This is a genomic window from Niastella vici, assembly GCF_002077945.1.
GTDB classification, from domain to species: domain Bacteria; phylum Bacteroidota; class Bacteroidia; order Chitinophagales; family Chitinophagaceae; genus Niastella; species Niastella vici.
In genome coordinates this window covers 78545-101717 of the sequence record NZ_LVYD01000056.1, presented here as the reverse complement: position 1 = coordinate 101717, position 23173 = coordinate 78545, and the positions used below count along the sequence as shown (strand labels likewise).

Below are 23173 nucleotides of genomic sequence, written 5' to 3'. Positions count from 1 at the left end.
GTGAAACCACTTTGTTTTAAGATACTGAATTAGGAAGTATGAAGTATGAAGCTCAAATATGATTAAAAGATCTACAAATAGTCGGGAACTTCGAAATTAATACTCTTCTTACTTCCTACCTCTTATTTCATCTCCTTCCTGTACTTCTGATACATTTTTTGCGAAACCTGCACCGGATCGCCAATCGCCACTACCGGAAACACCATTTCCGTCTTCACCCATTTCCATTCCCAGTTGCGGATGGTTTCATCAAATTGTTTCAGATCGGGGTCACTACCGGTGCGCAATGACAGTTGCAGCAGCGCAAAGAATTGCTGCCAGCGCGGTTTGTAAAAATCATTCAGCAAACCGCTCCACTGACGGTTTGAATATTCATGCAGGGGACTGTTGGCATCGCCCCAGAGGGTGATAAGATCGCGGGCGTTCTGCTCATACAATGCTTTTTCTGCAGGCGTGGTGCCATTACTGCGCGCCGCGGCTAACCAGGGACCCAGCATAAAATCCTTGCGGGTGGCCAGCAATACATCCATATCGCTGATCAGTTCTAAAAATGCTTTGCTGTATGTAGTGAAAGCAGCGGTGTCTTTTTCTTTATAAGCATTCACCCATTTCCTTTGTAACGGCCCGGCATAGTTGGCAAGCACCTGGCGGGTTACATCAACAAGGTCGTAACGGAAACCATCGGTTTTGACGCCTTTCGACGCTGCCTGTATAAACAGGTCCCAGGCCGGTAGCAGGTCTTCCCGGGCATAATTCAGTTTGGTGCGCGTCCAAATAGTGGTACTATCGAAGGTTGGCCGGCCGGTAATGATCGATTCGGCGCCATCGCGGATCTCTTTTCCATTGTACACAGTTTGCCGTAAAATTTGCCAGGCATTTATAAGGTCTTTGCTGGTAGTGGTATATCGGTTCAACACATATTTGGGGATCCAGGCATCCAGCTCAATGGGTTCTGTTTGCCAGGTATGTTGCATCATGAGTTCATACATCACTGGATTTTGTTCAATGGCTTCCATGGTTAACCCAATGCCCCACATTTTGCCCGATGCTTTATCGTTCAGGGCCAGCGCGGGGCCACCCGCTACGCCATCCAGGCGGCCGAACAGGTTTACATTACCACCGAAATTGTGCAACATATTCCAGATCCAGGGCTTTCCATAAAAAGCATCGGTGCGTTTCCACACAGGTTCAATTTCAGCGGCCAGGTCGAGCAGGAGCATTTTATCGCCCGGCACCGCTTTCAGCAATGCTTCTATTTGTGGCGCTTTCCAGAATTTTCGGTCACTGTAGAATAACCAGCCCTGCATTACCCAGGTGGCGGCGGTATCGGCTTGTTTCATGCCTTCATAAATACGCGCACTCAGGGCCGATAAAAAAGCCGGGTCATCAGAAGGCGGTTCATTTTCATTGAATGTATCGGCTGAATACAGGTGATCGGTGCCAAATAATTTGGTTTGAGTTTGCAGGAACCGTTTTCCGATCTCGGCAAACAACGGATCTTCCGAATTAAGGATATAGGTATCGGCAAAACCATTCGTCCAGTTGGTGGCTTTCAGTTTTGCATTCGGGAATTTCTTTTTAAATGCCGGCGGAACGTGACCGGTGAAGGCAGGCAATACCGGTTTCATGCCCAGTTCGCGTTCACGGGCCAATATTTTTTCCTGCAACCCTTTATGACTTTTCATCCAGCTCAGGGGTAGCGGGCCACCCCAGGCATCGAGGTTGCCCATCCAGAACCAGCCAAAATATGCCGGACCACTAAAGAAGTCTTTCAGTTCTTCATCAGTAAATCCCATTTCTTTATATACAACATACCAGGTGTATTCTTCGCCGGTAATGGCCAGCGGCATATTAATGCCATGCAGGGCCATCCAGTCAATTTCTTTTTGCCAGCGTTCCCAGTTCCACCAGCTCATACTGTAATTAAAGGTGCAGTAGTTGAGATAGTAACGATAAGTATAGGGAGTGGCCTTGTGTACTTTTTTTGTAACAATGGGCAGGGTGGCGGGCAGGTTCAGGTTACTACCGTTCCAGGTGATCTGGCAATGGCAATATTCGGTAAGATAATGGTATAAAGCCGAAGCCACAGCCGTGCCATTATTACCACGCAATACGATTTTTCCGTTGCGGCTTTCCACTTCAAACAGGTCTTTTCCGTTCTCAGCAGCTACGGATTCTACGACAAACGAGGCAGCCTGTTTGGGAATAACGCGTTGAATAAGCGCGTAAGAAGCTTTGGCGTTTAATTGGGCAGCAATGGTTAGGGGCAGCAGTGCAACCAGGAGCAACAGCATGCAGCTGAATGATCCGGGAGTTCGTACTTGTTTTAGCATAAATGGTGGCCGGTTATCAATACCAAATTGGTTACGCCGTCAAGATAAAGCCAATTTTAATCCCGGCCAAAATGCCCGGGCAAATAGCTGGGGTTTGTACGAAACCGGTTTCGTTATAAAAACCGTGTTTAAACTGTTTCCGGAACTGGGTGAATTCTATATATTAGTTAACTGATAAAGACATTTAATAATAATGGGGGGAATGCGAACAGACACAAAAAACAGGGCATGTAGGTATGTGCCCTGTTCTTTTTATTGTATAAGATACCTTTCAGTATTTGATTCTTTTGTTAATAAGTTTGAGAAGTAGGAGGTAAGAGGTAGGAAGTACTGCCCGAAATTCATACTTTTCCTACTTCTTAATTCCTTCTTCAGTTTTTATTTTCTCAATTCATTCTTCCTTTTTCCCAATTTATCATTAACCTGCTTTTCCCCCTCAGCGGCCCTGCGTAGGTTTATAGCATGTTGTACAAAATACCAATGATAACTGGTGCGCTGCTTTTGTTTTATATAAGCAATGCACAATCGCCTGCATTTGACATCATGCAGTTGATGGAGAAGCAGCCACCTGTATCGGCCACTGTAACCGAAGCATACGGGCAGTTTTATCCAAAAGGAAAAAAATCAGTCTATCAACAATATGAAAGTTCTGTTCAGGCTCAAATTAATTTACTGGCTGATGAGTCACAGCACCAGAGCGCGGTGTTATCGATGCTGGCCGGCCGTTTTGACCAGGAAAGAAAGCGGTACGATGATTTCATTAAAGTGGTTATTGCCGAAGAACCGGAGTTGAAAAAGAAACAACAGGCGGCAACTACCGATTACTTTTATGAGTTGGATAACTTTCAAAGGGTCATCAATAATGCATTGGACTCTATTGTCAAAAGCGAAACCGATTACGGTATACAGGCTGAAAAAATACTAAAGGCTTATCAGCGCATCCTTCCCGGTTTTGTAAAGAAAGCAAAAGGGGTGATCGGTGGTATGAATGAGTATCTGAATAAAAAAGGATACAATGCGGTTTTGAATAAGCAGGATAAAACGCATAAGTATTATATACAGCTGCTGGAGGTAAGGGGACTTTGGTTAGAGAAGATCAGGGAAATAAACAAGCTGACCGAAAGCGGGGCGAAGTATGCCGCCGACATGCATTTTTATGCCGGGGGGAAGGAGGTAGGAGGTAAGAAGTAGGAGGTAGGAAGTAAGAAGAAGAAGTACGAGTTATGAAATTAGTACGCTTCATACCTCTTACTTCTTACTTCTGTTACTTAGATAAGGTGGGCCCCATTTTAAGTAATTAGTACCCTAACAACGAGCAATCAATGCTGCAAATGATACCGCATTCTGCTTTCCAGTTTATCGAGGTTCTTATCCTTCATCACGGTAAATGAAAACTTCTTACCTGTTTTGGAAGCAGCGCGAACTACTGCATCGATCACTTCCCGTATAGATATTTTATCCTTGCTTTTGAATTCTACATTGCCCGAGTTTACCTTGTCGCCGCTGGCAACCAGCGATTCTTTTTGCATTTCTGAATACAACCTCTTATAATCATCCGGGTTCGCACTTTGTAATTCAACCCGCGCAGTAAATGTGTTCATATAGTTTATTTAATGGTTTGAAATAAATGATTACTTATCACCGGAGTATTAATACCTGTTTAAGATATTATTAATTATCTCCATGAAATGAAAAGCTAATACAAATTGATTGAATAAAGCGATTTTGTTTAATGGCCTCAACTATTAAAAAAGCGTGCCAATCTCTGCTATGGTGGATATAATAACAATGTACTTACAATTGTTAAGCATGTAAGCGCTGCCTGTTTAGTGTTTGTTTCGCCGGCTGGCGCAACATCGAAGGGCAAAAAGGGTATTCAGGGAAAGCATGATGGTATTGATTTAAATACTCTATAAAATTAGTGGGTTATTGGTTGTTATCAAAGAATTATTCAGATAATTTGTTAAGTGCCTGTAAAGAATGGAAAGCATTGCTCAGGCAGGTGCAGGATGGAGATTTCATATGGGTAATTAATTTCCGGTTTTAATTAAACGAAAGCCTGCCGTTACAGATATGCAAAAACGCGTTATTTCCCTCGCTGTTATTTTTATCACCCCGCTTGTTTTTTGCTCCACAGCAACCTGGGCACAACGGCAAATGGAAGCATTGGGCCGTGGCGTGGTGGCCGTGCGGGCGGCCGGAAAACAGGTATTTATCAGCTGGCGGTTATTGGGCACAGAGCCGGTTGGAACCGCTTTTAACGTCTACAGAAAGAGTGGGACAAAAGCGCCGGTACTGTTGAATACAGCACCGCTTACTACAGTTACCTGTTTTATAGATTCATTGGGAGATGCCTCCCTGGCAACAAGTTGGCTGGTGAAACCGGTCGTGAACGGAAAAGAAGCAATGGCGGGTTCCGGTGAATTCGCCCTGCCGGCCAGTGCGCCTGTACAGCAATACCTTTCCATCCCTTTGCAACCACCAGCGGCTTCAACTATAATGGATCAATCGTATACATACAGCGCCAATGATGCCAGCGTGGGTGATGTGGATGGCGATGGCGAATATGAGGTTATTTTAAAATGGGAACCTTCCAATGCAAGGAATCCGCCGCAGCCGGGCTTTACCGGTTCCCAAATACTGGATGCTTATACGCTTAAAGGAAAATTATTATGGCGCATCGATCTGGGTAAGAATATTCGTGCCGGCGCAGCCTACACCCAGTTCATGGTATATGACCTGGATGGAGATGGCCGCGCAGAACTGGTTTGCAAAACAGCCGATGGCACTATTGATGGAACCGGCAAAATAATTGGCGATAGCACAAAAGACTGGCGAACCTATACGGCCAATGATCCCACTTATGGCAAAGTGGTGAATGGACCGGAATACCTGACTGTATTTGATGGCCGTACCGGCGCGGCGCTGGCTACAAGCCCGTTTATTCCCAACCGCTATCCATTGAATGGCTGGGGCGGTATTGGCGGAAATGGCGGCAACGATAACAATGGCGGCCGGGCCGATCGCTATACTGCCGGCATCGCTTACCTCGATGGCGTTCACCCCAGTGTTGTATTTGTACGCGGTTGGTATGGCCGCTCTGTGCTGGCTGCCTGGGATTTTAGAAATGGAAAGCTCACCAGCCGCTGGGTCTTTGATTCAAAGGATGCAGGCAATCCATACTCTGGTATGGGTAATCACAGTTTAAGTGTGGCCGATGTTGATGGCGATGGTAAAGATGAGATCTGTATTGGCGCCATGACGGTCGATGATGATGGCAAAGGATTGTTCACAACCGGGCTGCGGCATGGCGATGCTTTACATATGACCTGCATGGACCCCGACCGGCCGGGTATGGAGGTATTTGGTATTCATGAAAGTGAAGAAAAAACGCTGGCCCTGCAAACACCGGGTGTGGCCATGTTTGATGCAAAAACTGGAAAGATATTGTGGAGCATGGCGCCGGGTGTTGATGTTGGGCGTGGGGTAGCGGCAGACATTGACCCCACCCATGCAGGTTTTGAGAACTGGGGCGGTCCCGGCGGACTGCGCGATGTACAGGGAAAAACGATCAGTGAGAAAACACCTTCTTCCACCAATTTCGTGGTGTGGTGGGATGGAGACCTGACGCGGGAGTTGCTCGATAAGAACCGCATTGATAAATGGGATTGGCAACAGGAAACAACCAATAACCTGCTTACGGCCGAAGGCTGCACGGCTAACAACGGCACCAAGGCAACGCCCTGTTTAAGCGCCGATCTGTTTGGCGACTGGCGCGAAGAAGTGATCTGGCGAACAACGGACAACAAAGAACTGAGAATTTATACAACTGCCATTCCCACTGCGTATCGTTTTTATACCCTGATGCACGATCCGCAATACAGGCTGGCCATTGCCTGGCAGAATGTGAGTTATAACCAGCCGCCGCATCCCGGTTTTTACCTGGGCGCCGGCATGAAGCAACAACCAGTACCCAATATTACAATTCCAAAAAAATAACCGGTGTATGAAGAGATCAATCGGGTTAATGATGGTGATGGCAATGCAGTTGGCGGCGGTAGCACAGCAACAACCGGCAGATACATCGGTGCTGTTGGGCGGAAAGCTGATTGCCGCTGCTGATTTTGCCGGGCGTTTAGATACCACGCAATGGATCGTTGAAATGGCGCCGGCACCAAATTCATCAGTATACACCAGTGACAACAGACTGGTGTTGGATACCAAAGGCGGGGTAACTGTTTGGTTGAACCGGTTGCTTGAAAAGAATATCCGCATTGAATACGATCGTAACGTAGTGATGGCTGGCGGCGTGAACGACCGCCTGAGTGACCTCAATAATTTCTGGATGGCCGGCGATCCCCATAATAAAAACCTGTTTACGCGAAATGGAGTATTGGAGTCATACGATTCCCTGCAATTATATTATGTAGGCATGGGCGGTAACAGCAATCGCACCAACCGGTTCCGCAAATATGAAGGAAATGGAGAAAGAAGATTGATACAGGAATATACCGATACGGCGCATTTATTACAGGCAAATAAAGTGTATCATATTGCCATTGTTGTAAAGAACGGCGTCACTTCTTTTTGGGTAAATGGCCAGTGTTATTTCGTATATAAAGATGCTGCGCCGTTACAAAAAGGTTATTTTGGGTTCCGCAGCACCAAATCGCACCAGGAGATCAGTAAGTTCAGGGTGTATCAGATCCAGTAGTTTATAGGTTTTTCAGTTATTAAGTTTATCGGTGATTTTATACCGGTTACAAACAAAGCGGCATAACGATTAACGGCTCCTCCTTTAGGGCGCTGCGGGGTATTCTAAAATCGCCATCACAAACTTTGCTGAGTTACGGGCTGCAATTTGATAGAAAGCCGCTACATCAGTATGCGCATTGTTATTGGCATTGTCGCTCATGCTGCGGATAACTATGAACGGTGTTTTTTGTTGCCAGCAAACCTGTGCTACAGCGGCGCCTTCCATTTCAGTGGCATCTGCCTGTAGTTGTTGAACCAGGTCCCCGGCTGCTTTATTGGATGATACAAATACATCGCCGGTTACAATGGTACCGGTAATGATCCGGGGCGCCTGTTCGCCGGTTGATCGGGTGATCTTTTCGAGTGGAATACTGTTGCCAATAATGCGGGCGTTCGCTACCAGCGCCGAATCGCAGGTGAAGTATAATGGATTTTCTGAAAGCGTAAAGGGGTTGCGGGTAGGTTTTCTTATAATGCTATCGGGCACTATGGCTCCATAATCGTGATACGCAACGCGGGTGCCTATCACCAGGTCGCCGGGTTGTAATACGGGGTTTACACCACCTGCAATGCCTGTGAAAATGATGGCCCGGGGTTGAAAATGCTCCAGCATCAACGTGGTGGTAATGGCCGCATTCACCTTGCCAATACCGGTTTGCGCGATCACTACTTTCTTTCCCTGTAAAATGCCTTCGGTAAAATGCACCTGTTGTATAACGGTCTCTTTTTGTTGCTGAACCTGCGTTAACAGGTATTTTATTTCCTCGCCAAATGCACCGAGTATGCCGGTGACGGCGGTTGTGTTCTTAATTTGTGCCTGCGTGGCGATGGTGGTGATGCAAAAAAACAATAAGATGGTTGTGCGCATAATAATTGGTTAATTGTGAAACGGCAGGCAGCAAACGTTAAAGGGGAACCTATTCAAGCACTAACGCTAAAATAGCAAAGGCATCAATTATATAGAGTGCAAGGCTGATATCTTTCTTTTTACCAATGATGAGCTTGATGGCTGTCCAGCTAAGGAAACCCCAAATGATCCCCTGTGTAATGCTATAGGAAAACGGAATGATCACCATAGCCAGAAAGGCCGGTATGGCTTCATCAAGTTGTGTCCAGTTGATCTTTGTAACGGGTTGCACCATGAACACGCCCACCAGTACCAATGCCGGCGCCGTGGCAATTGCTGGTACAACAGATAATAATGGCGCTAAAAATAAAAATGGTAAGAACAACAAGGCGCCGGTGATGGCCGTTAAACCGGTTCTGCCCCCTTCTTTAATTCCCACGGCTGATTCAATATATGCTGTACCCGGACTGGAACCAACCAACCCGGCAATAGTAGTGGCCATGGCATCGGTTATGAGTGCCCGCTTTATATTGCGGGGTTCGCCTTTTTCATCCAGCAGGTTCGCTGCTTCAGATAAACCTACCAATGTAGACAAACTGTCGAACATATCTGTAAACACAAAGGCAAAGATCACCGGTACTACCGACCATTGCAGGGAGTGAATGAGATCGAGTTTAAACAGCAGGCTGAAATCGGGCGCTGCAAAAATTCCTTTCCAGGTAATTAATGGCGGCGTACCCATTGCCCACCAGCGGCCCAATGGCAAAGCGGCCAGGGTGGTGAACACAATGCCTATAAGAATGGCTCCTTTTATTTGCCGGGTTACCAGTATGGCGGTAAAAAGCAATCCCGCTAAAAAGGTAAGCAGGGCCGGCTGCAATTTTCCGATACCTACGATGGTGGCGGGGTTGTGTACAATAAAACCGGCATTTACAAAACCGATGAGTGTTATAAATAAACCGATGCCTGCAGCAATGGCGTACCGCAAGGGCCGCGGGATAGCGCGCACGATATAGGTGCGAATATTGAAGGCTGATAGCAGCAGGAAGAAAATGCCGCTCCAGAAAACGGCGCCCAGGGCAACGGGCCAGGGCACTTTCATACCGATCACTGCCGAAAATGTAAAGAAGGCATTGAGCCCCATGCCGGGTGCTACCAGCACCGGGTTCTTCGCATACCAACCCATCATCAGGCTGCTGAAAAAACACACCAGCACCGTGGCTGTTAATACCCCGCTGAAAGGCATACCGGCCTGGCTCAGCACTGAAGGGTTCACTACAATAATATAGGAAGTTGCGAGGAACGAAGAAGTACCGGCAATGATCTCGGTGGTAATTGTGCTTTTGTTTTTGATAAGATCAGCTGAAAACATGCAATGATGCGTTAAGGATTGAAGATAAGAAGGAAAGCTGCAGGCCCCAAGCGCTAAGTGCTAAGTGCAGGCCCCTCGTTTCAGGCTCAGGCTTCAAAATAAATTATGTACCTCATATTAAAAGTAAGCTTTAGAATTAAAATTAACATAATGTGCGCTTAACACACAGGTTTTTTCTGAAAACTAACATTGCATCGTTTTTGCAAAAGTAGCCGCTTATGAGGTTTTTTAATATATAAGGCAGGTGTTGTACTACTTATAGCTCTGTTTAGTAGTACAGCTGTTTGCTTTTATGAATGCAGCAGGTAGTCATTCAGGTATAATCCTCACGGGCGGCTATTAATTCTTTTGTTTTTTAAACAACCTCGATTAATAGCGTAAAGTATGAACATTCGATTTGTTTTAATGGTAGCGGTATGGCTTTCGTTCGTTAGCTTTTCCCGGGCTAATGCTCCATACAATAAGTATGACCAGGTTACCAAACAGGAACCTGTTAAAGGAACAGTTGTTGGCACAGACGGCACACCAATTGCCGGCGCCACAGTTAGATCCCTTTCTGGCAAACACAGTACAACAACCAATGAAAAAGGAGAGTTTACCCTGCAGGCAGCTGAAGGTGAAAAATTGATGATCTCATTTGTTGGTTACAGCGATCAGGAAGTTACCGTAAGTGGTACCTCACTGAAGGTAACCATGACGGTTGGCAATAGCCAATTGGGCGAGGTGGTTGTAGTAGGTTATGGTAGCCGTACTAAAGCCGATGTAACGGGTGCATTAACCCAGTTAAAGGCCGATAACATAAGACAGGGCGTTAACATTTCTGTAGATAACATGCTGCAGGGTAAAGTAGCGGGTGTACGCATCGCTCAATCCAGCGGTGAACCCGGCGCTGGTGTTGATGTATTCATCCGTGGTGTGGGCTCTATCCGCAGCGGAAGCACGCCACTTTTTGTAGTAGATGGCGTACCCCTGAGTAATGATAATGTGAGCGCAGCCGGTACTGATGTAGGTATGGGTAGCACTGATGCCAAGAATCCGCTGAATTTTTTGAATACCAGTGATATTGAAACCATCACGGTGTTAAAAGACGCTTCTGCTGCGGCCATCTATGGCGCCCGGGGTTCAAACGGGGTGGTGCTTATTACAACCAAACGTGGTAAAAAAGGAGATCCTTCATTAACGTATGATATGTATGTAGGCACCTCTAAAGTTATAAAAAAACTGAAACTGCTTTCTGCATCGGAGTACAGGAATGCAATTGTTGACCCATCTTCTGACCACGGTGGAAATACCGATTGGCAGGATGCGATCATGCGCAACGGTTTTGTACAGAACCACAATTTGTCGTTTATAAAAACTACTGGTACTGGCAGCTACCTGGCATCGCTTTCTCACCTTGACCAGACTGGTATTATAAAGAATAGTGGGTTCAAAAGAACAACTGCCAGGTTGAATGCCGAAGAGTCGTTCTTCGACAACAAGCGGTTGACCGTTAAAATGAACCTTACCGCCAGTAATATCGGCGAAACAGGGATCCCCAATGGAAGTACCGCCGGGTCAGACGGCCAGGTGCTCATGTATGCCCTGATGGCCAACCCCACCTGGAACGTATATGATTCTACCGGCAACTTTACCAATTTCAAAAAGGTTCAGATCTTCAATCCCCTTTACGTGTTGAGCGTTTATGATGACAGAACCAATACTTTCCGGGTGTTGGGCAATATGGAAGCTTCCTTGCGTTTATTGCCAGGATTGAACTACCGTTTCAACCTGGGTGTTGACAAATCAACCTCTGAGCGTAACACCACCATGTACCCGAACCTTACCGACCGTACCCCTAAAGGCGTCTATACACAAAATAACCTGAAATCATTGACAACTTTGTTGGAGCACTACCTCACTTATAACCTGGCTATTCAAAAGCACCAGGTAGAAGTATTGGGTGGTTTCTCCTATCAAAAGTTCACTTTCGCAGGTACAGCTTTCAATATGCAGAACCTGGCAGCACAGGGTACAGGTGTACCACCCATGTATAACCCGGGTTATTCCGGAACGCCAGGCTCTCCCAGCGGATATGCGCAGGAGAACGAGCTGCAATCTTACTTCGGCCGGGTGAATTATAACTATGACAACCGGTTCCTGTTTACTGCCTCTATCCGTGCAGACGGTAGTACCCGTTTTGGTGAAAACAACAAGTATGGTTACTTCCCCTCTTTTGCAGCAGGTTGGAACCTTACGCGTGAAAAATTCCTTGAAAATGTTTCAGTGATCAATAACCTGAAGCTGCGTGCCAGCTGGGGACAAACCGGTAACCAGGAAGTACCCAACAAAATTACCCAGGCCAGTTACTCCTTATCATCAGCCTCAGGTTATTACCTCGATGGTACCAACCTGGTAAACGGCGTTACGGTGAACCGTACCGCTAACCCGAATCTTAAATGGGAACTGGTTGAACAGTACAACATAGGTGTTGACTTCGAGCTTTTGAAGAACAAACTGTACGGATCAATTGAATATTATAACAAGACCACCAAAGACCCTATCCTGTACATACCTTCTGAACCATTGAGCCCTACCTCTATGGTATGGAAGAACGTAGGCGCACAGATCGTGAACAAGGGTATTGAATTTACACTGGGGTCGCAGCTCATCAACACCAAAGACCTCTCCTTAACAGTTGATGTAAACGGGGCTACCTTGAAAAACACCATTAAAGATTTGCCGGTTTCTCAGTTATATTCTGGTAATATCTCAGGTCCGGGACTTTCTGGTGTAAGCGCCAACATCTATAAAAATGGGTATGCGGCAGGTTCATTCTTTATGTTGAAGCACCTGGGCTACGACAAAAATGGCAAGGATATTTTCGAAGACAAAACAGGCGACGGCATTATCAATGCAGATGACAGGCAGATCTTCCCGGGCGCTATTCCCAAATTCAACTACGGCTTCAATAGCCAGTTACGCTATAAGACCCTTGACCTGGCAGTTGCCTTCATTGGCCAAACCGGTGGGTACCTGTTTAACAACACCGCGCTTGACCTCAGCATCAACAACCTGAAAACAGATCGTAATACGCTGAAAAAATATGTTGACGCCAAAGCCGACCTTGGCAACCAGGTAGTAGTGTCGTCGCTGTTCCTGGAGAAATCAGATCTCCTCCGCCTCAGCAACCTGCGTTTGGGAAATACCTTTAAGTTCAAACAAATTCCCTGGATGCAATCGCTTAATATTTATGTAAGCGCGCAGAACCTGTTTACCATTTCTAAATATTCCGGCTACGATCCGTTGGTGAATACCACCAAAAATGTAGACGGTAACCAGTCGCTGGGCGTTGATTATACTACCTATCCCGCAATAAAAACATTCCTGTTAGGCGCAACGATCAAATTTTAAATTTTTTGGAATATGAACAAGCAATCATTTAAACTACATACAATAGCCTGCGCCTTTCTGTTAGTGGCCACGGCAGGCTGTACCAAGCTTCATGAAAAAGTAATTGACGAAGTACTGGGCTCCAATGCCGCAGCTCCCGAAAATGCACTGGCCTCCGCATACGAACAAATGGACAATGGTACTTTTACAAACCATGCCCAGGCATTTGCCCTGCAGGAATATTCAACTGATGAGGCAATATTGCCTACACGTGGCAGCGACTGGGGCGACGGTGGTATTTATCGGGCTATTCATGAATTTACCTGGGGGCCCGACAATTCCATGATCACCAACACCTGGAACAGTCTTAATACCGGTATCACCCTATCGCTCACGGCCATCAGCAGCATTAACAAATCGACTGCTGCCAATAAGGCCCAACTGCTGGCCGAAGCCAAAGCCCTGCTGGATTTATACACTTTTCATGCGTTTGACCTGTTTGGCCAGGCGCCTTACCGCGACCCAGGTGTAGATAATGGACCGCTGCAGGTGCGAAAAGCGGCAACCGGCATCGATGATCTGATCAAAGATGTAGAATCATTAATACCTGATCTGTCGAACTCAGGCCAGAATAATACCGGCAACGGGCGTTTCACCAAACAGGCAGCTTATGCCATGCTGGCAGAAATGTACCTTAACCGGGCGGTGTTCAAAGACCGTTATGCCACTACATTTAATTTTAATGAACAGGCGGTGGATGGTAACGGAACCGACATGGATAAAGTGATCACGTATACTTCCCAGCTCATTGGGTCAGGAAAGTATCAACTGGAAAGCAACTTTTTCCACAATTTCGATATTGAGAACGGGAACGGAACGGAACTGATCTTTGTTATAACCCAGGATGTAAACACCCTGACCACCAGCAGTAATAATTTTGCTTACATGCCTATGGAAAGGAATCAGAAACCTTCTACTGCTAACCGGGGTACCAATGCTTCCTGCACTACGCCTGAGTTTTTTCATACGTGGGATAATAACCGGGATGATCCGCGCTTTCAACGGCACTATCAATATGCCGATGGAACCTGGTTCATGAACGATGGCACTGATGTAAGCGTACCAGCCAACAGCCTTGTAGTAGGTGGTTCCCTGTCATGGTTTCATTTCAACCGCGGCATGCAGTATGGTCAGCAGTATGGACCAAGCATCGTGGGAACCGACTTTCAGCATACACCCGACGGGCGTATTAAAGTAAATAAGCTGTATTGCGAAAAGGCTTCCACACAACTGATGGACTTTACACCAGAGCTTAATTTTGATGATCCCAGCCAGAGTGTATTCACCCAGGCGCAGATCAATCGGGGTGTTCGGCCATTCAAATTTGAGTTTGATCCCGAAGGCCTTAATAGCAAAAGCAACTGTGATCTGCCGGTTTACCGTTTGGGCGGTATGTATTGCATGCGTGCTGAAGCGTATTTACGCAAAGGCCAAACCAGTCTGGCGTTGGCCGATGTGAACATGCTGCGTACAAGCAGAACGCGCGAAGCGCTCTATGCTAATGCTCCCGGAAAAGCGCTTACGTCTATCGACATGAACACCCTTTACAATGAAACCGGGTTTGAAATGTACTGGGAAATGTACAGAAGAAAAGCGGCCATCCGCTTTGGTAAATTCGAAGCAGCTGGCACCGCCAAGCCGGTCTCTCAGCCTTTCCGCCGTATTTACCCCATCCCACAGAGTACCAGGGATGCCTCCAAATTATTTGACCAGAACCAGGGGTATTGAGTGCGTTTAGAATAAATACCAACCCTATAAAAAAGCCGCCCCGATTTTTTCGGGGCGGCCTTTTTTATTAGTAGTTAGCAACTATGAAAGAAGAATTAATAACCAGGATTCTGATCCAGGAAAGTATTGAGTTTTCTTTCCGAAGTAGGAATGGGGAAGATCCTTCTGCGGGGATCTTTGTTCATCCCGGGTGTATAACCCGATGTAGCCACATCACCGGGAATGGGATATTCAATTTCATATTTGTCAAAACGGATGAGGTCATTGCGGCGCCAGTTTTCCCAGTACAATTCGCGGGCGCGTTCATCTAACAGGTCATCGAGGGTAAGGGAAGTTGCCAATGGAGCTTTGGCGCGGGCGCGTACTTTATTAAGTAATACAAGCGGTGTTTGTACTTCTCCGTTCACCGTTGTGCTGAGGATGCCACCGCGTATAAGGGCTTCTGCTTTCATCAAATAAATATCGGCCAACCGGAATATTGGCATGTCGTTACCACTCATACGCGTAGCGGCTGTGGTCGCTCTGTCGGGGTAGTACTTGATAGACCGGATTCCCATACAACGGGCGAGGTAATCATTACCAACATCGAATGGCTTTTTGCCGGTCATTTTGATGGCTTTTGTGATCTCCAGTTGCCAGGTGGTATCGCCTTTAGGTCCTGTATAGCTGGCATCCAGGTCAGTTTTAGGGATCTTTATCGTAAATGGCGTACTATCCAGGTTGTATTGTTTACCAACCAGCCAGGTGGCATTTCTTTCATCACCGGGTAAGTTGAAGCGGTCATAAAATTCCGGTGTGGTGCTCATGGAAATACTCAGGTTGTTGGGCACGCCATACTTCGGCCACAGATAGGCCATAATGCCATGACGGGTAAACTGGTTTCCATCGAGCAGCAGCGGATCATATGGAATGGCAAAAATGGTTTCAAGAGTAGCCGGGCCATTATCGGGTGCAAATACATCGGCATACACAGGATCGAGGGAATATTTTTTAGAGCCAATAACGCTGTCGCACATGGCTACTGCTTCGGCAGGTCTGGGAGTGCCGGTGTACACTGCCGCATTGAGGTACATTTTTGCCAGGAGGGCATACACCATTCCCTGCGTAGGGTGGCCATAGGTTGCGATGGCATTGGTACTGCTTTTTACCGGCAGGCTTTTAACTACCGCTTTTAACTCCTTTTCAATAAACTGAAATACTTCCAGTCTTGATTTTGTTTTGGGTAATTCCGGAACAGGAAAGGTATCTACAATAGGCACATTTCCATAGAGATCCATCATAAAGTAATAGAACAACCCACGCATGGCTTTGACTTCAGCAACGGAGCTTATGCGGGAAGGATCTGTAGGCGCCATTGATGAATTGGCAATATTGCTCAATACCCGGTTGCAGGTGTTGATGGCGCCAAAACCCCATTGCCATACGTCGTTTACGTTAACATGGTCGGGCGTATAAGTATGGTGGTGGTGCTGACGGTACTGACCGCCATCATCGTAGTTACCATCGCGGCCGGGAAGGATCAATTCGTCGGTGGTGAGCTCCTGCATCCGGAAATAGTCAATGGCATATTTACTGGCCAGCTGCGTATAAATGGGCCCGATCAGCGCCTGGTAGTCGGCAGGAGTTTTGGGAAAGTTGTTGTCAACATATTGTGATTCGGGTGTAACATCCAGTTTGGTACACGCACCAGCTATTATGGTGATAGCTGCTAATGCGATCAAAATCTTTTTCATACTGGTAATTATTTATGTTGTCGTTTACTTGAATTATGCTGAATAAATTAATTAAGCTAGAACATGAGGTTAGCGCCAAAGATGAACGATCTTGTTTTGGGATAGAAGTTCTTGGCATCTATACCCGGTCCCGGTGTAAGACCGCCGATACTGATCTCAGGATCGATACCGCGATAACCGGTTATGGTAAACAGGTTGTTGGTTGAAAGATAAAAGCGCATTTTGCTGATGTATTTGACCTTTGCATTCAGCGAATAGCCCAGTGTGGCGTTATCCATACGGATGTAAGAACCATCTTCCAGGAAACGGTCTGATGTCAGGTAGGCGATATTGTCCTTGTATGATTCGCCCAGGGTGAATTTGGGGATGTTCAGGGTTTTTGAATCGGCCGGATTGTTTAACTGAGCCAGTGTATTGTTCAGGATCTTGTTACCGGTTACGCCTCGTAAAAAGAAGTTCAGATCGAAATTCTTATAGGTAAAGCTGTTATTCCAGCCAAACATCAGCTTGGGTTGTGCATTGCCGGCAATCATGAGATCGTTCGTTGAAGGCTGGCTGGCAATTACCTTTCCATCGGCTGTTAAGAAAGTGCTGGTGCCTGCATCGTTCTTCCCAGCATAATGCCATAAACTGAATGTTCCCAACGGTTCACCTTCCCTGATCACCTGGCTCCAGACATTTGTTTGTCCTTTACCACCCAGGTAAGCCGTTGGTATAACTGTTAAAGAAGGGAATTTGTCATTTGCCAGCGAGGTCACTTCATTCTTATTATGCGCCAGGTTGGCTGAGGTGGTCCAGGTAAAGCCTTTTGTTGAAACCGGGATGGCGGTAAGGGTTAGTTCAATACCGGTGTTTTTTACTTTACCCACATTGGCAGTCATTGTACTTACAAAATACTGGGTTGTTGATACGGGATAGTTATAGATAAGGTCGGAAGTGTTCTTGATATAATAATCGATAGACCCGCTCACTTTGTTATTGAAAATGGCGAAATCGAGACCAATGTTCGTCATGGCTGTGCTTTCCCATTTCAGATCGCGGTTATCATTTTGTACAGGGAGTAACCCGGTTTGGTAATTACCATTCAGGTAGAACTTTCCACCCAGGCCATATCGTACAATAGAGGTAAAGGCATCAAAGCCGAGTGAGTTACCCGATACGCCATAACCGGCTCTTAATTTCAACTCATCAAAGATCTTTTGACCGGCCATGAACGATTCGCGGGTAATGCGCCAGCCTGCTGATACGGCCGGGAAATAACCCCAGCGATTGTTCTTACCAAAAGCTGAAGAACCATCGTTACGTAATGACACCTGTAACAGATATTTGTCGTCGTACTGATAGTTTATACGGCCGTAGAAAGAGATCAACCGCAAGGTAGAGATGATGGCATTGTCAAATCTTACATTACCAACTGTAAAGGGGTTACTTACTGCATAGTTATAATAGGTAAGCAGGTCGTTGGTATAGCCCTGGGTTGAGATGCCAAAGCCGTCGCCAATGCGGTCCTGCTGCCAGGAGTAACCGCCCAGTAATTTGATGTTATGCTGTCCCCATGATCTGTCGTAGTTGAAGTAAGACTCGATCACCTGTTTGGTATTCTCAAAATTGCTGCGGTAAGCACGGCCATTGGCGCCTACTGCCTGTCCTGAAGAAGCGTTATAGTAGATGTCGCGGGTGGTTTGTTCTTTCTGTCCCGAAATACTGAGGGTGTACACCAGTCCTTTCAGGATCTTTACTTCTGCCAGTCCGGTCAGCAGTGTTTTTTCTTCTTTGCTTTTCAGTACATTGTTGGCAAGGATGCCTACCGGGTTTAAGTAACCACCGCGGCTGAAGTCTTCAGTGAAAGAACCATCGGGGCGGCGTACGTTTACCGTAGGCATGTAAGTAAGCATATTGTTAAACAGCGCGCCCTGGTCAACATCATTATGCCGGGTGGTGCTGTTGGTTATTGATATACCCAGTTTTAACCGCTCGTTAAAGAACTTGCTTTCGAGGTTTCCCCTGGCAGTAACACGCTTTAGTCGGGAGATCTTAACAATACCCTGGTTATCGAAGTAGTTGATGCTGGCGCCGAACAGGGTATTGCCCTGAGAACCATTGATAGCAAGGTTATGGTTATGCGAAACGCCGGTTGGCCGCATAACTTCTTTCTGCCAGTTGGTGTTGGCGCCGCTGTCGTTGTATTGCGATAATAAGGTTTGTCCGTTCTGGCTCAGGTAATCTCTCAGTTCATCACCGGTAAGCATGTCAATTTGATTGGCAACTTTTTCAAAGGCTACATATGGGTTATAGGTTAAGATGGTTTGGCCCTGTTTTGCCCGGCGGGTGGTGACCATGATCACCCCATTGGCAGCACGGGAACCATAGATAGCAGTTGAAGAAGCGTCTTTCAATACATCAATTGAAACAATGTCGGTGGGCGCTACCAGTTCCAGTGCAGCGCCGGGTACGCCATCGATCACATAGAATGGCTCGTTGGCGCCATCGCGCAGGGTAGAAGGGCCACGCAGAATTACAGTAGGCTTTATGTTGGGGTCGCCACTGCGGGCAATGTTCAAACCTGGCACTTTACCTTGTAGTAATTGGGTGGGTGAACCGGTTACTACCTGGTTGAAATTTTCGCTGCTGATGCTGGTTACGGAACCGGTGATATTCCTTTTGCTCGTTTTGCCATAACCGGTAACCACCACATCGCTTAATTGTTTCGATGTTAACGTGAGTGCCACGGTGATAGTAGTCTGGCTGCCGACAGCAATTTCTTTAGCTACATAGCCTACGGAAGTAATTTGCAAAACAGCTTTAGCTGATGGAACAATTATTTCAAAATTTCCATCGGGATCGGTCATTACAGACTTACTGCTGCCCTGCAAGGTTACGCTCACATTGGCCAGCGGTGCTTTGTTTTCGTCTGTAATTTTTCCTTTAATTGTACGTTCCTGTTGCTGGAAGGCTAAAACAGGGGTTGCAAAAAACTGCAAAAGGGTTATTAGAAAGAATAAGGTTGTTTTTTGGACAAGCGCAAAACAAAAAAAACGCATGACTTTTTTTCTCATAGATAAATTGTTTGGTGTTACGAGATTGAGAATCAGTGAACCACTATAAATTTAAATTTTAAAATGCAGGCATAGCTCCGTTAGCGATAGGAAAGGATGGTTAATCTTACTTTTTGGGAAGGCCAAAGGGAAACTTTGGATGTTACTACAATGTGAAGCGTGTATTAATTTATTGCTGTGCGCCCGCGCAGCATTGCAAAACATTTTAGCTATTTTCGTGACAACATGCTATTGAATATGAACAAGATCCCCATCACACTTATTTATACAAGATTGCTTTTGGGTGTATGTATCCTGCTTTTGAGTATTGTACAGATAGATCATTACAACGTAATTGCCGTGGTGCTTTTTGCAACCGGCTTACTGACCGATATTTTCGATGGTATCATTGCCAGGCGTTTGAATGTGTCGTCCCCGCAACTACGCAGAATGGACTCTACCATTGACCAGGTATTTTTTATTATGGTAGCCATAGCCACCTATATTCAATGCAGGGAATTTTTTTATAACAACGCTGTAAAGCTGGCTATTTTGCTGGGCACTGAAGCATTGACCTACGTGGTGAGTTTTATAAAGTTTAAAAAAGAAGTGGCTACACATGCTATTGCATCAAAGGTGTGGACGTTGATCTTATTTGCCACCCTCATACAGATAATGGTGGCGTGTAAGGCGCCAGCCTTGTTTCAATGGTGTTTTTATGTGGGCATGCTCTCCCGGTTGGAGATCATCGCTATTTTGCTTTTTTTGCGTGAATGGACGAATGATGTTCCTTCGGTTTACCATGCCATTTTGTTGAGAAAGGGGAAAGCCATCAAAAGGCATAAGCTGTTTAATGGGTGACATTGCAAGTTGAAGTGGAAAGAAAAATTTGAGTAGTTACAGAAGCGTTTCGACCCTTCGATCCTTCGACTTCGCTCAGGATCTTGTGCCAGGCGGAATCCCCGGGATCATCCTGGGGTTCCGCTGGTCTTGTAATGTGTGCGTAGGTACAAACATAGGCGTAAAAATCATAATGAACTTACGATTCAGGGAAAACAAATTATTAATTCCGAAATAGTATTTTCACGTATGTGAATCAGATATTATTAATCATACCTTTGAGTACCGGTTATGGTCCTGTTGAAATGTGCATATCCCGCCTGTTGCACCATCCCGTCCTTATAAAAGAATTGAAATGAAAACGCTCAAAGATCATATAAAACGCACTGTTTCCGTTACGGAAAGGGAGTTGGAACATATGGTCGGTTCATTTCAGCCGCTCTCCCTTGACAAAGAGACCCACCTGCTTAAAGCCGGACAATACTGCGATAATTATTATTTTGTTGAAGCCGGTTCGCTTCGTATTTATACGATGGTCGATAACCTGGTTGTTACCAATTGGTTTGCTTTTGAAGGCAATTTTTTTACTGATCTTGAAAGTTACACCTATCAATGTAAGGCAAAATTTAATATACAAGCCATTGAAAACTGTACCTTATTATATATATCCAGAAAAAATATGAATACCTTGCTGCAGCAATATCCTGCCTGGTGTGAGCTGGTTCGTAAAACATGGGAACAGGCATTTCTGCGGCTTACCCAGATCGTATTGTCGGTTCAAACCATAAACGCGAAAGGGCGGTACGAGCATTTATTCAACAATCAAGAGGTTAAGCAAAAGCCGCTGACCAATGGTGTTGATCCTTTCCTGGTGATCACTGATCCTTCCCTTAGTAAAAAATAGTTAGTCAGGGGCCTGCGTTGTAGCTTTACTTTTAATATAACCTTCAATTGAACGATTGCCTATGCTACAGTTGCGCATGCTTGCCGTTGGTATACTCTTCTTTGTTTTCCCCGCTTATGCTCAACATGCAAAACCTGTACAGGTTGATATCTGTATATATGGAGCCACTTCGGCTGGTGTAATTGCAGCCTATACGGCTAAAATGCAACATCATTCTGTATTGCTGATTGATCCCGGCAAACATATTGGCGGGTTAACTTCGGGTGGCTTGGGATTTACCGATATTGGTAATAAATATGCTGTATCGGGGTTAGGGCTTGATTTTTACCGGCGGGTTGGTAAGCAATATGGACAATTTGAATCCTGGATCTTTGAACCCCACGTGGCCACAGCCGTGTTCTCACAATACCTTAAATTGGCTAAGGTGGAAGTGGCGCTGGAACATACGCTGCAGCACGTTAGCAATGAATTCGGATATATAAAAGAAATAGAACTGAACTATCGTAATGCAGCAGGACAGGTCCTTACAAAAAGGGTAGCAGCGAAAATGTTCATCGATTGTTCTTATGAAGGCGATCTGATGGCCAAGGCCGGGGTTTCGTTTACAGTGGGCCGTGAATCGGGCAGCCTGTACAATGAATCTTTTAATGGCGTACAGCTGCGCGACAAACACCAGTTCCCCGATGGGGTTGATCCTTATAAGATACCCGGAAGGCGGGAGAGCGGTTTATTGTGGGGCATTTCCGATGCCATGTTGTTGGCAAACGGTTCGGCCGACACAAAAGTGCAGGCTTATAATTTCAGGATCTGCCTTACCGACGATGCAGCCAACCGCATTGCCATTACCCGGCCCTCAGCATATGATTCAACCAGGTATGAATTATTGTTGCGTTTACTGCAAAAAAAGCCCGCTGCCAGCCTCGGCGCAATTTTGAAGATCGACCGCATGCCCAATCACAAAACAGATATCAATAACAATGGTCCTTTTTCAACCGATATGATCGGGATGAACTATGGCTATCCCGAAGGAGATCAGGAAATACGGAATACCATCAGGCACCAACATGAGGTATACATAAAAGGGCTGTTGTATTTCATTGGTCATGATCAGCGGATGCCTGAAAACCTGCGGAAGGAGATGTTGAACTGGGGCTATCCGAAAGATGAATTTACCAACAACAATAACTTTACGCCACAATTGTATGTGCGCGAAGCACGCAGAATGATCGGCGACTATGTAATGACGCAAGCTAATTGCCAGGGAAAAGAAGTTGTAACGGATGGTATTGGTTTGGCTGCTTATACCATGGATTCACACAATTGCGAACGCATTGTGGTGAATGACATGGTGAAGAATGAAGGGGATGTGCAGGTAGGCGGTTTCGGTCCATACCCGATATCATATCGTTCCATCATTCCAGGGGCAAAAGAATGTAAGAACCTGCTGGTGCCGGTGTGTTTATCTGCCAGTCATATAGCGTATGGTTCCATTCGTATGGAACCGGTATTTATGGTGCTGGGGCAGGTTGCTGCCACGGCTGCTTCCATGGCCATTAAAGCCAAAGCCGGTGTACAGGAAATAAATGTGCCCGAACTGCAGCAGGCGCTTAAAACAAATCCGCTTGCTGATGGCAGCCTGCCAGAGATCGTAATTGATAATGACAATACAGCGCAGGTACAAATAAAAGGGAGCTGGACAACTAAAGAGCATCTGGGGTATGGCCCTTCGGTGCTTACTGCCGATGAGCCTTCTGCCGAAGAACGTTCAGTGCAATACCAGCCGGTCATTGAGAAGGAAGGATACTATCACATCTATGTATATATGCTGCCTGCTTATAATAAGCTGGCTTCGCAAACTATGGTGGCTGTTTATGATGGCAACCGGGAAACCCGCATTACATTGAAGAAAAGGGATATGCAGGTACAGGGACAAACCTCAGGCGAATGGATAGCAGTGGGAAAATATAAATTACCGGCCGGCTCCAAAGCGCATGTAACCATACAGGCAGCCAATGCCGATGGGGCAGTGGTGGCCGATGCTGTGTTGTTGATACCTGAGCGAAAATAGATCAAATGTAACCATACAGGCAACCAATGCCGATGGGGCAGTGGTGGCTGATGCTGTGTTGTTGATACCTGAGCGAAAATAGATCAAATGTAACCATTCAGGCAGCCAATGCCGGTGGGTCAGTGG

The 23173-nt window shown here is 46.1% G+C and carries 14 protein-coding genes; 8 read left to right on the top strand and 6 right to left on the bottom strand.

The window, feature by feature from the left end; genetic code table 11:
- Nucleotides 1-122: 122 nt before the first annotated feature.
- Entirely contained in the window at nucleotides 123-2333 is a 2211-nt protein-coding gene (locus A3860_RS23440; protein ID WP_081150547.1) for an alpha-N-acetylglucosaminidase, read from the bottom strand.
- Between the two features lie 480 nt (nucleotides 2334-2813).
- Here A3860_RS23440 and A3860_RS23430 point away from each other — a divergent pair, with 480 nt between their 5' ends.
- Entirely contained in the window at nucleotides 2814-3524 is a 711-nt protein-coding gene (locus A3860_RS23430) for a hypothetical protein (protein WP_081150543.1), read from the top strand.
- A 128-nt stretch (nucleotides 3525-3652) separates the two neighbouring features.
- Here the strand turns inward: A3860_RS23430 and A3860_RS23425 are convergent, their stop codons facing one another.
- The gene (locus A3860_RS23425; RefSeq protein WP_081150541.1) at nucleotides 3653-3934 is read right to left on the bottom strand and encodes a hypothetical protein; all 282 of its coding nucleotides are present in this window, start codon (nucleotides 3932-3934) and stop codon (nucleotides 3653-3655) included.
- A 472-nt stretch (nucleotides 3935-4406) separates the two neighbouring features.
- Between A3860_RS23425 and A3860_RS23420 the strand changes: the two genes are divergently transcribed.
- On the top strand, nucleotides 4407-6332 hold the full coding sequence (locus A3860_RS23420; protein WP_081150535.1) for a rhamnogalacturonan lyase: 1926 nt from the start codon (nucleotides 4407-4409) through the stop codon (nucleotides 6330-6332).
- 7 nt (nucleotides 6333-6339) lie between these two features.
- Nucleotides 6340-7047 (top strand): DUF6250 domain-containing protein, encoded by a 708-nt coding sequence (locus A3860_RS23415; RefSeq protein WP_081150533.1) that lies wholly within the window; start codon nucleotides 6340-6342, stop codon nucleotides 7045-7047.
- Nucleotides 7048-7131: 84 nt separating this feature from the next.
- On the opposite strand, the gene A3860_RS23410 is transcribed toward A3860_RS23415, so the two are convergent.
- Nucleotides 7132-7956, bottom strand: coding sequence for a 5'-methylthioadenosine/adenosylhomocysteine nucleosidase (locus tag A3860_RS23410; RefSeq protein ID WP_081150531.1), 825 nt, complete (start codon nucleotides 7954-7956; stop codon nucleotides 7132-7134).
- Between the two features lie 49 nt (nucleotides 7957-8005).
- A complete protein-coding gene (locus tag A3860_RS23405) occupies nucleotides 8006-9307 on the bottom strand; it encodes an NCS2 family permease (RefSeq protein ID WP_081150529.1) in 1302 nt (433 codons plus the stop codon).
- A 384-nt stretch (nucleotides 9308-9691) separates the two neighbouring features.
- Between A3860_RS23405 and A3860_RS23400 the strand changes: the two genes are divergently transcribed.
- Together A3860_RS23400 and A3860_RS23395 are read left to right on the top strand one after the other, a co-directional pair.
- Nucleotides 9692-12700, top strand: a complete 3009-nt coding sequence (locus A3860_RS23400) for a SusC/RagA family TonB-linked outer membrane protein (RefSeq protein WP_081150527.1) — start codon at nucleotides 9692-9694, stop codon at nucleotides 12698-12700.
- A gap of 12 nt (nucleotides 12701-12712) precedes the next feature.
- Entirely contained in the window at nucleotides 12713-14467 is a 1755-nt protein-coding gene (locus A3860_RS23395; protein WP_081150525.1) for a RagB/SusD family nutrient uptake outer membrane protein, read from the top strand.
- 95 nt (nucleotides 14468-14562) lie between these two features.
- On the opposite strand, the gene A3860_RS23390 is transcribed toward A3860_RS23395, so the two are convergent.
- Both A3860_RS23390 and A3860_RS23385 read right to left on the bottom strand, forming a co-directional pair.
- Complete coding sequence (locus A3860_RS23390; protein ID WP_081150523.1) at nucleotides 14563-16200, bottom strand: RagB/SusD family nutrient uptake outer membrane protein; 1638 nt, start codon at nucleotides 16198-16200, stop codon at nucleotides 14563-14565.
- Between the two features lie 56 nt (nucleotides 16201-16256).
- On the bottom strand, nucleotides 16257-19256 hold the full coding sequence (locus A3860_RS23385; RefSeq protein WP_245843601.1) for a SusC/RagA family TonB-linked outer membrane protein: 3000 nt from the start codon (nucleotides 19254-19256) through the stop codon (nucleotides 16257-16259).
- A gap of 237 nt (nucleotides 19257-19493) precedes the next feature.
- On the opposite strand from A3860_RS23385, the gene A3860_RS23380 reads away from it, so the two are divergent.
- From A3860_RS23380 to A3860_RS23370, 3 genes are all read left to right on the top strand, one after another.
- Nucleotides 19494-20096 carry a CDP-alcohol phosphatidyltransferase family protein gene (locus tag A3860_RS23380; protein ID WP_081150601.1) on the top strand — a complete coding sequence of 201 codons (603 nt, stop codon included), beginning with the start codon at nucleotides 19494-19496 and terminating at the stop codon, nucleotides 20094-20096.
- Between the two features lie 334 nt (nucleotides 20097-20430).
- The gene (locus A3860_RS23375) at nucleotides 20431-20979 is read left to right on the top strand and encodes a Crp/Fnr family transcriptional regulator (protein ID WP_081150521.1); all 549 of its coding nucleotides are present in this window, start codon (nucleotides 20431-20433) and stop codon (nucleotides 20977-20979) included.
- A 61-nt stretch (nucleotides 20980-21040) separates the two neighbouring features.
- The gene (locus A3860_RS23370) at nucleotides 21041-23047 is read left to right on the top strand and encodes an FAD-dependent oxidoreductase (protein ID WP_081150519.1); all 2007 of its coding nucleotides are present in this window, start codon (nucleotides 21041-21043) and stop codon (nucleotides 23045-23047) included.
- The last annotated feature ends 126 nt before the right edge of the window (nucleotides 23048-23173 follow it).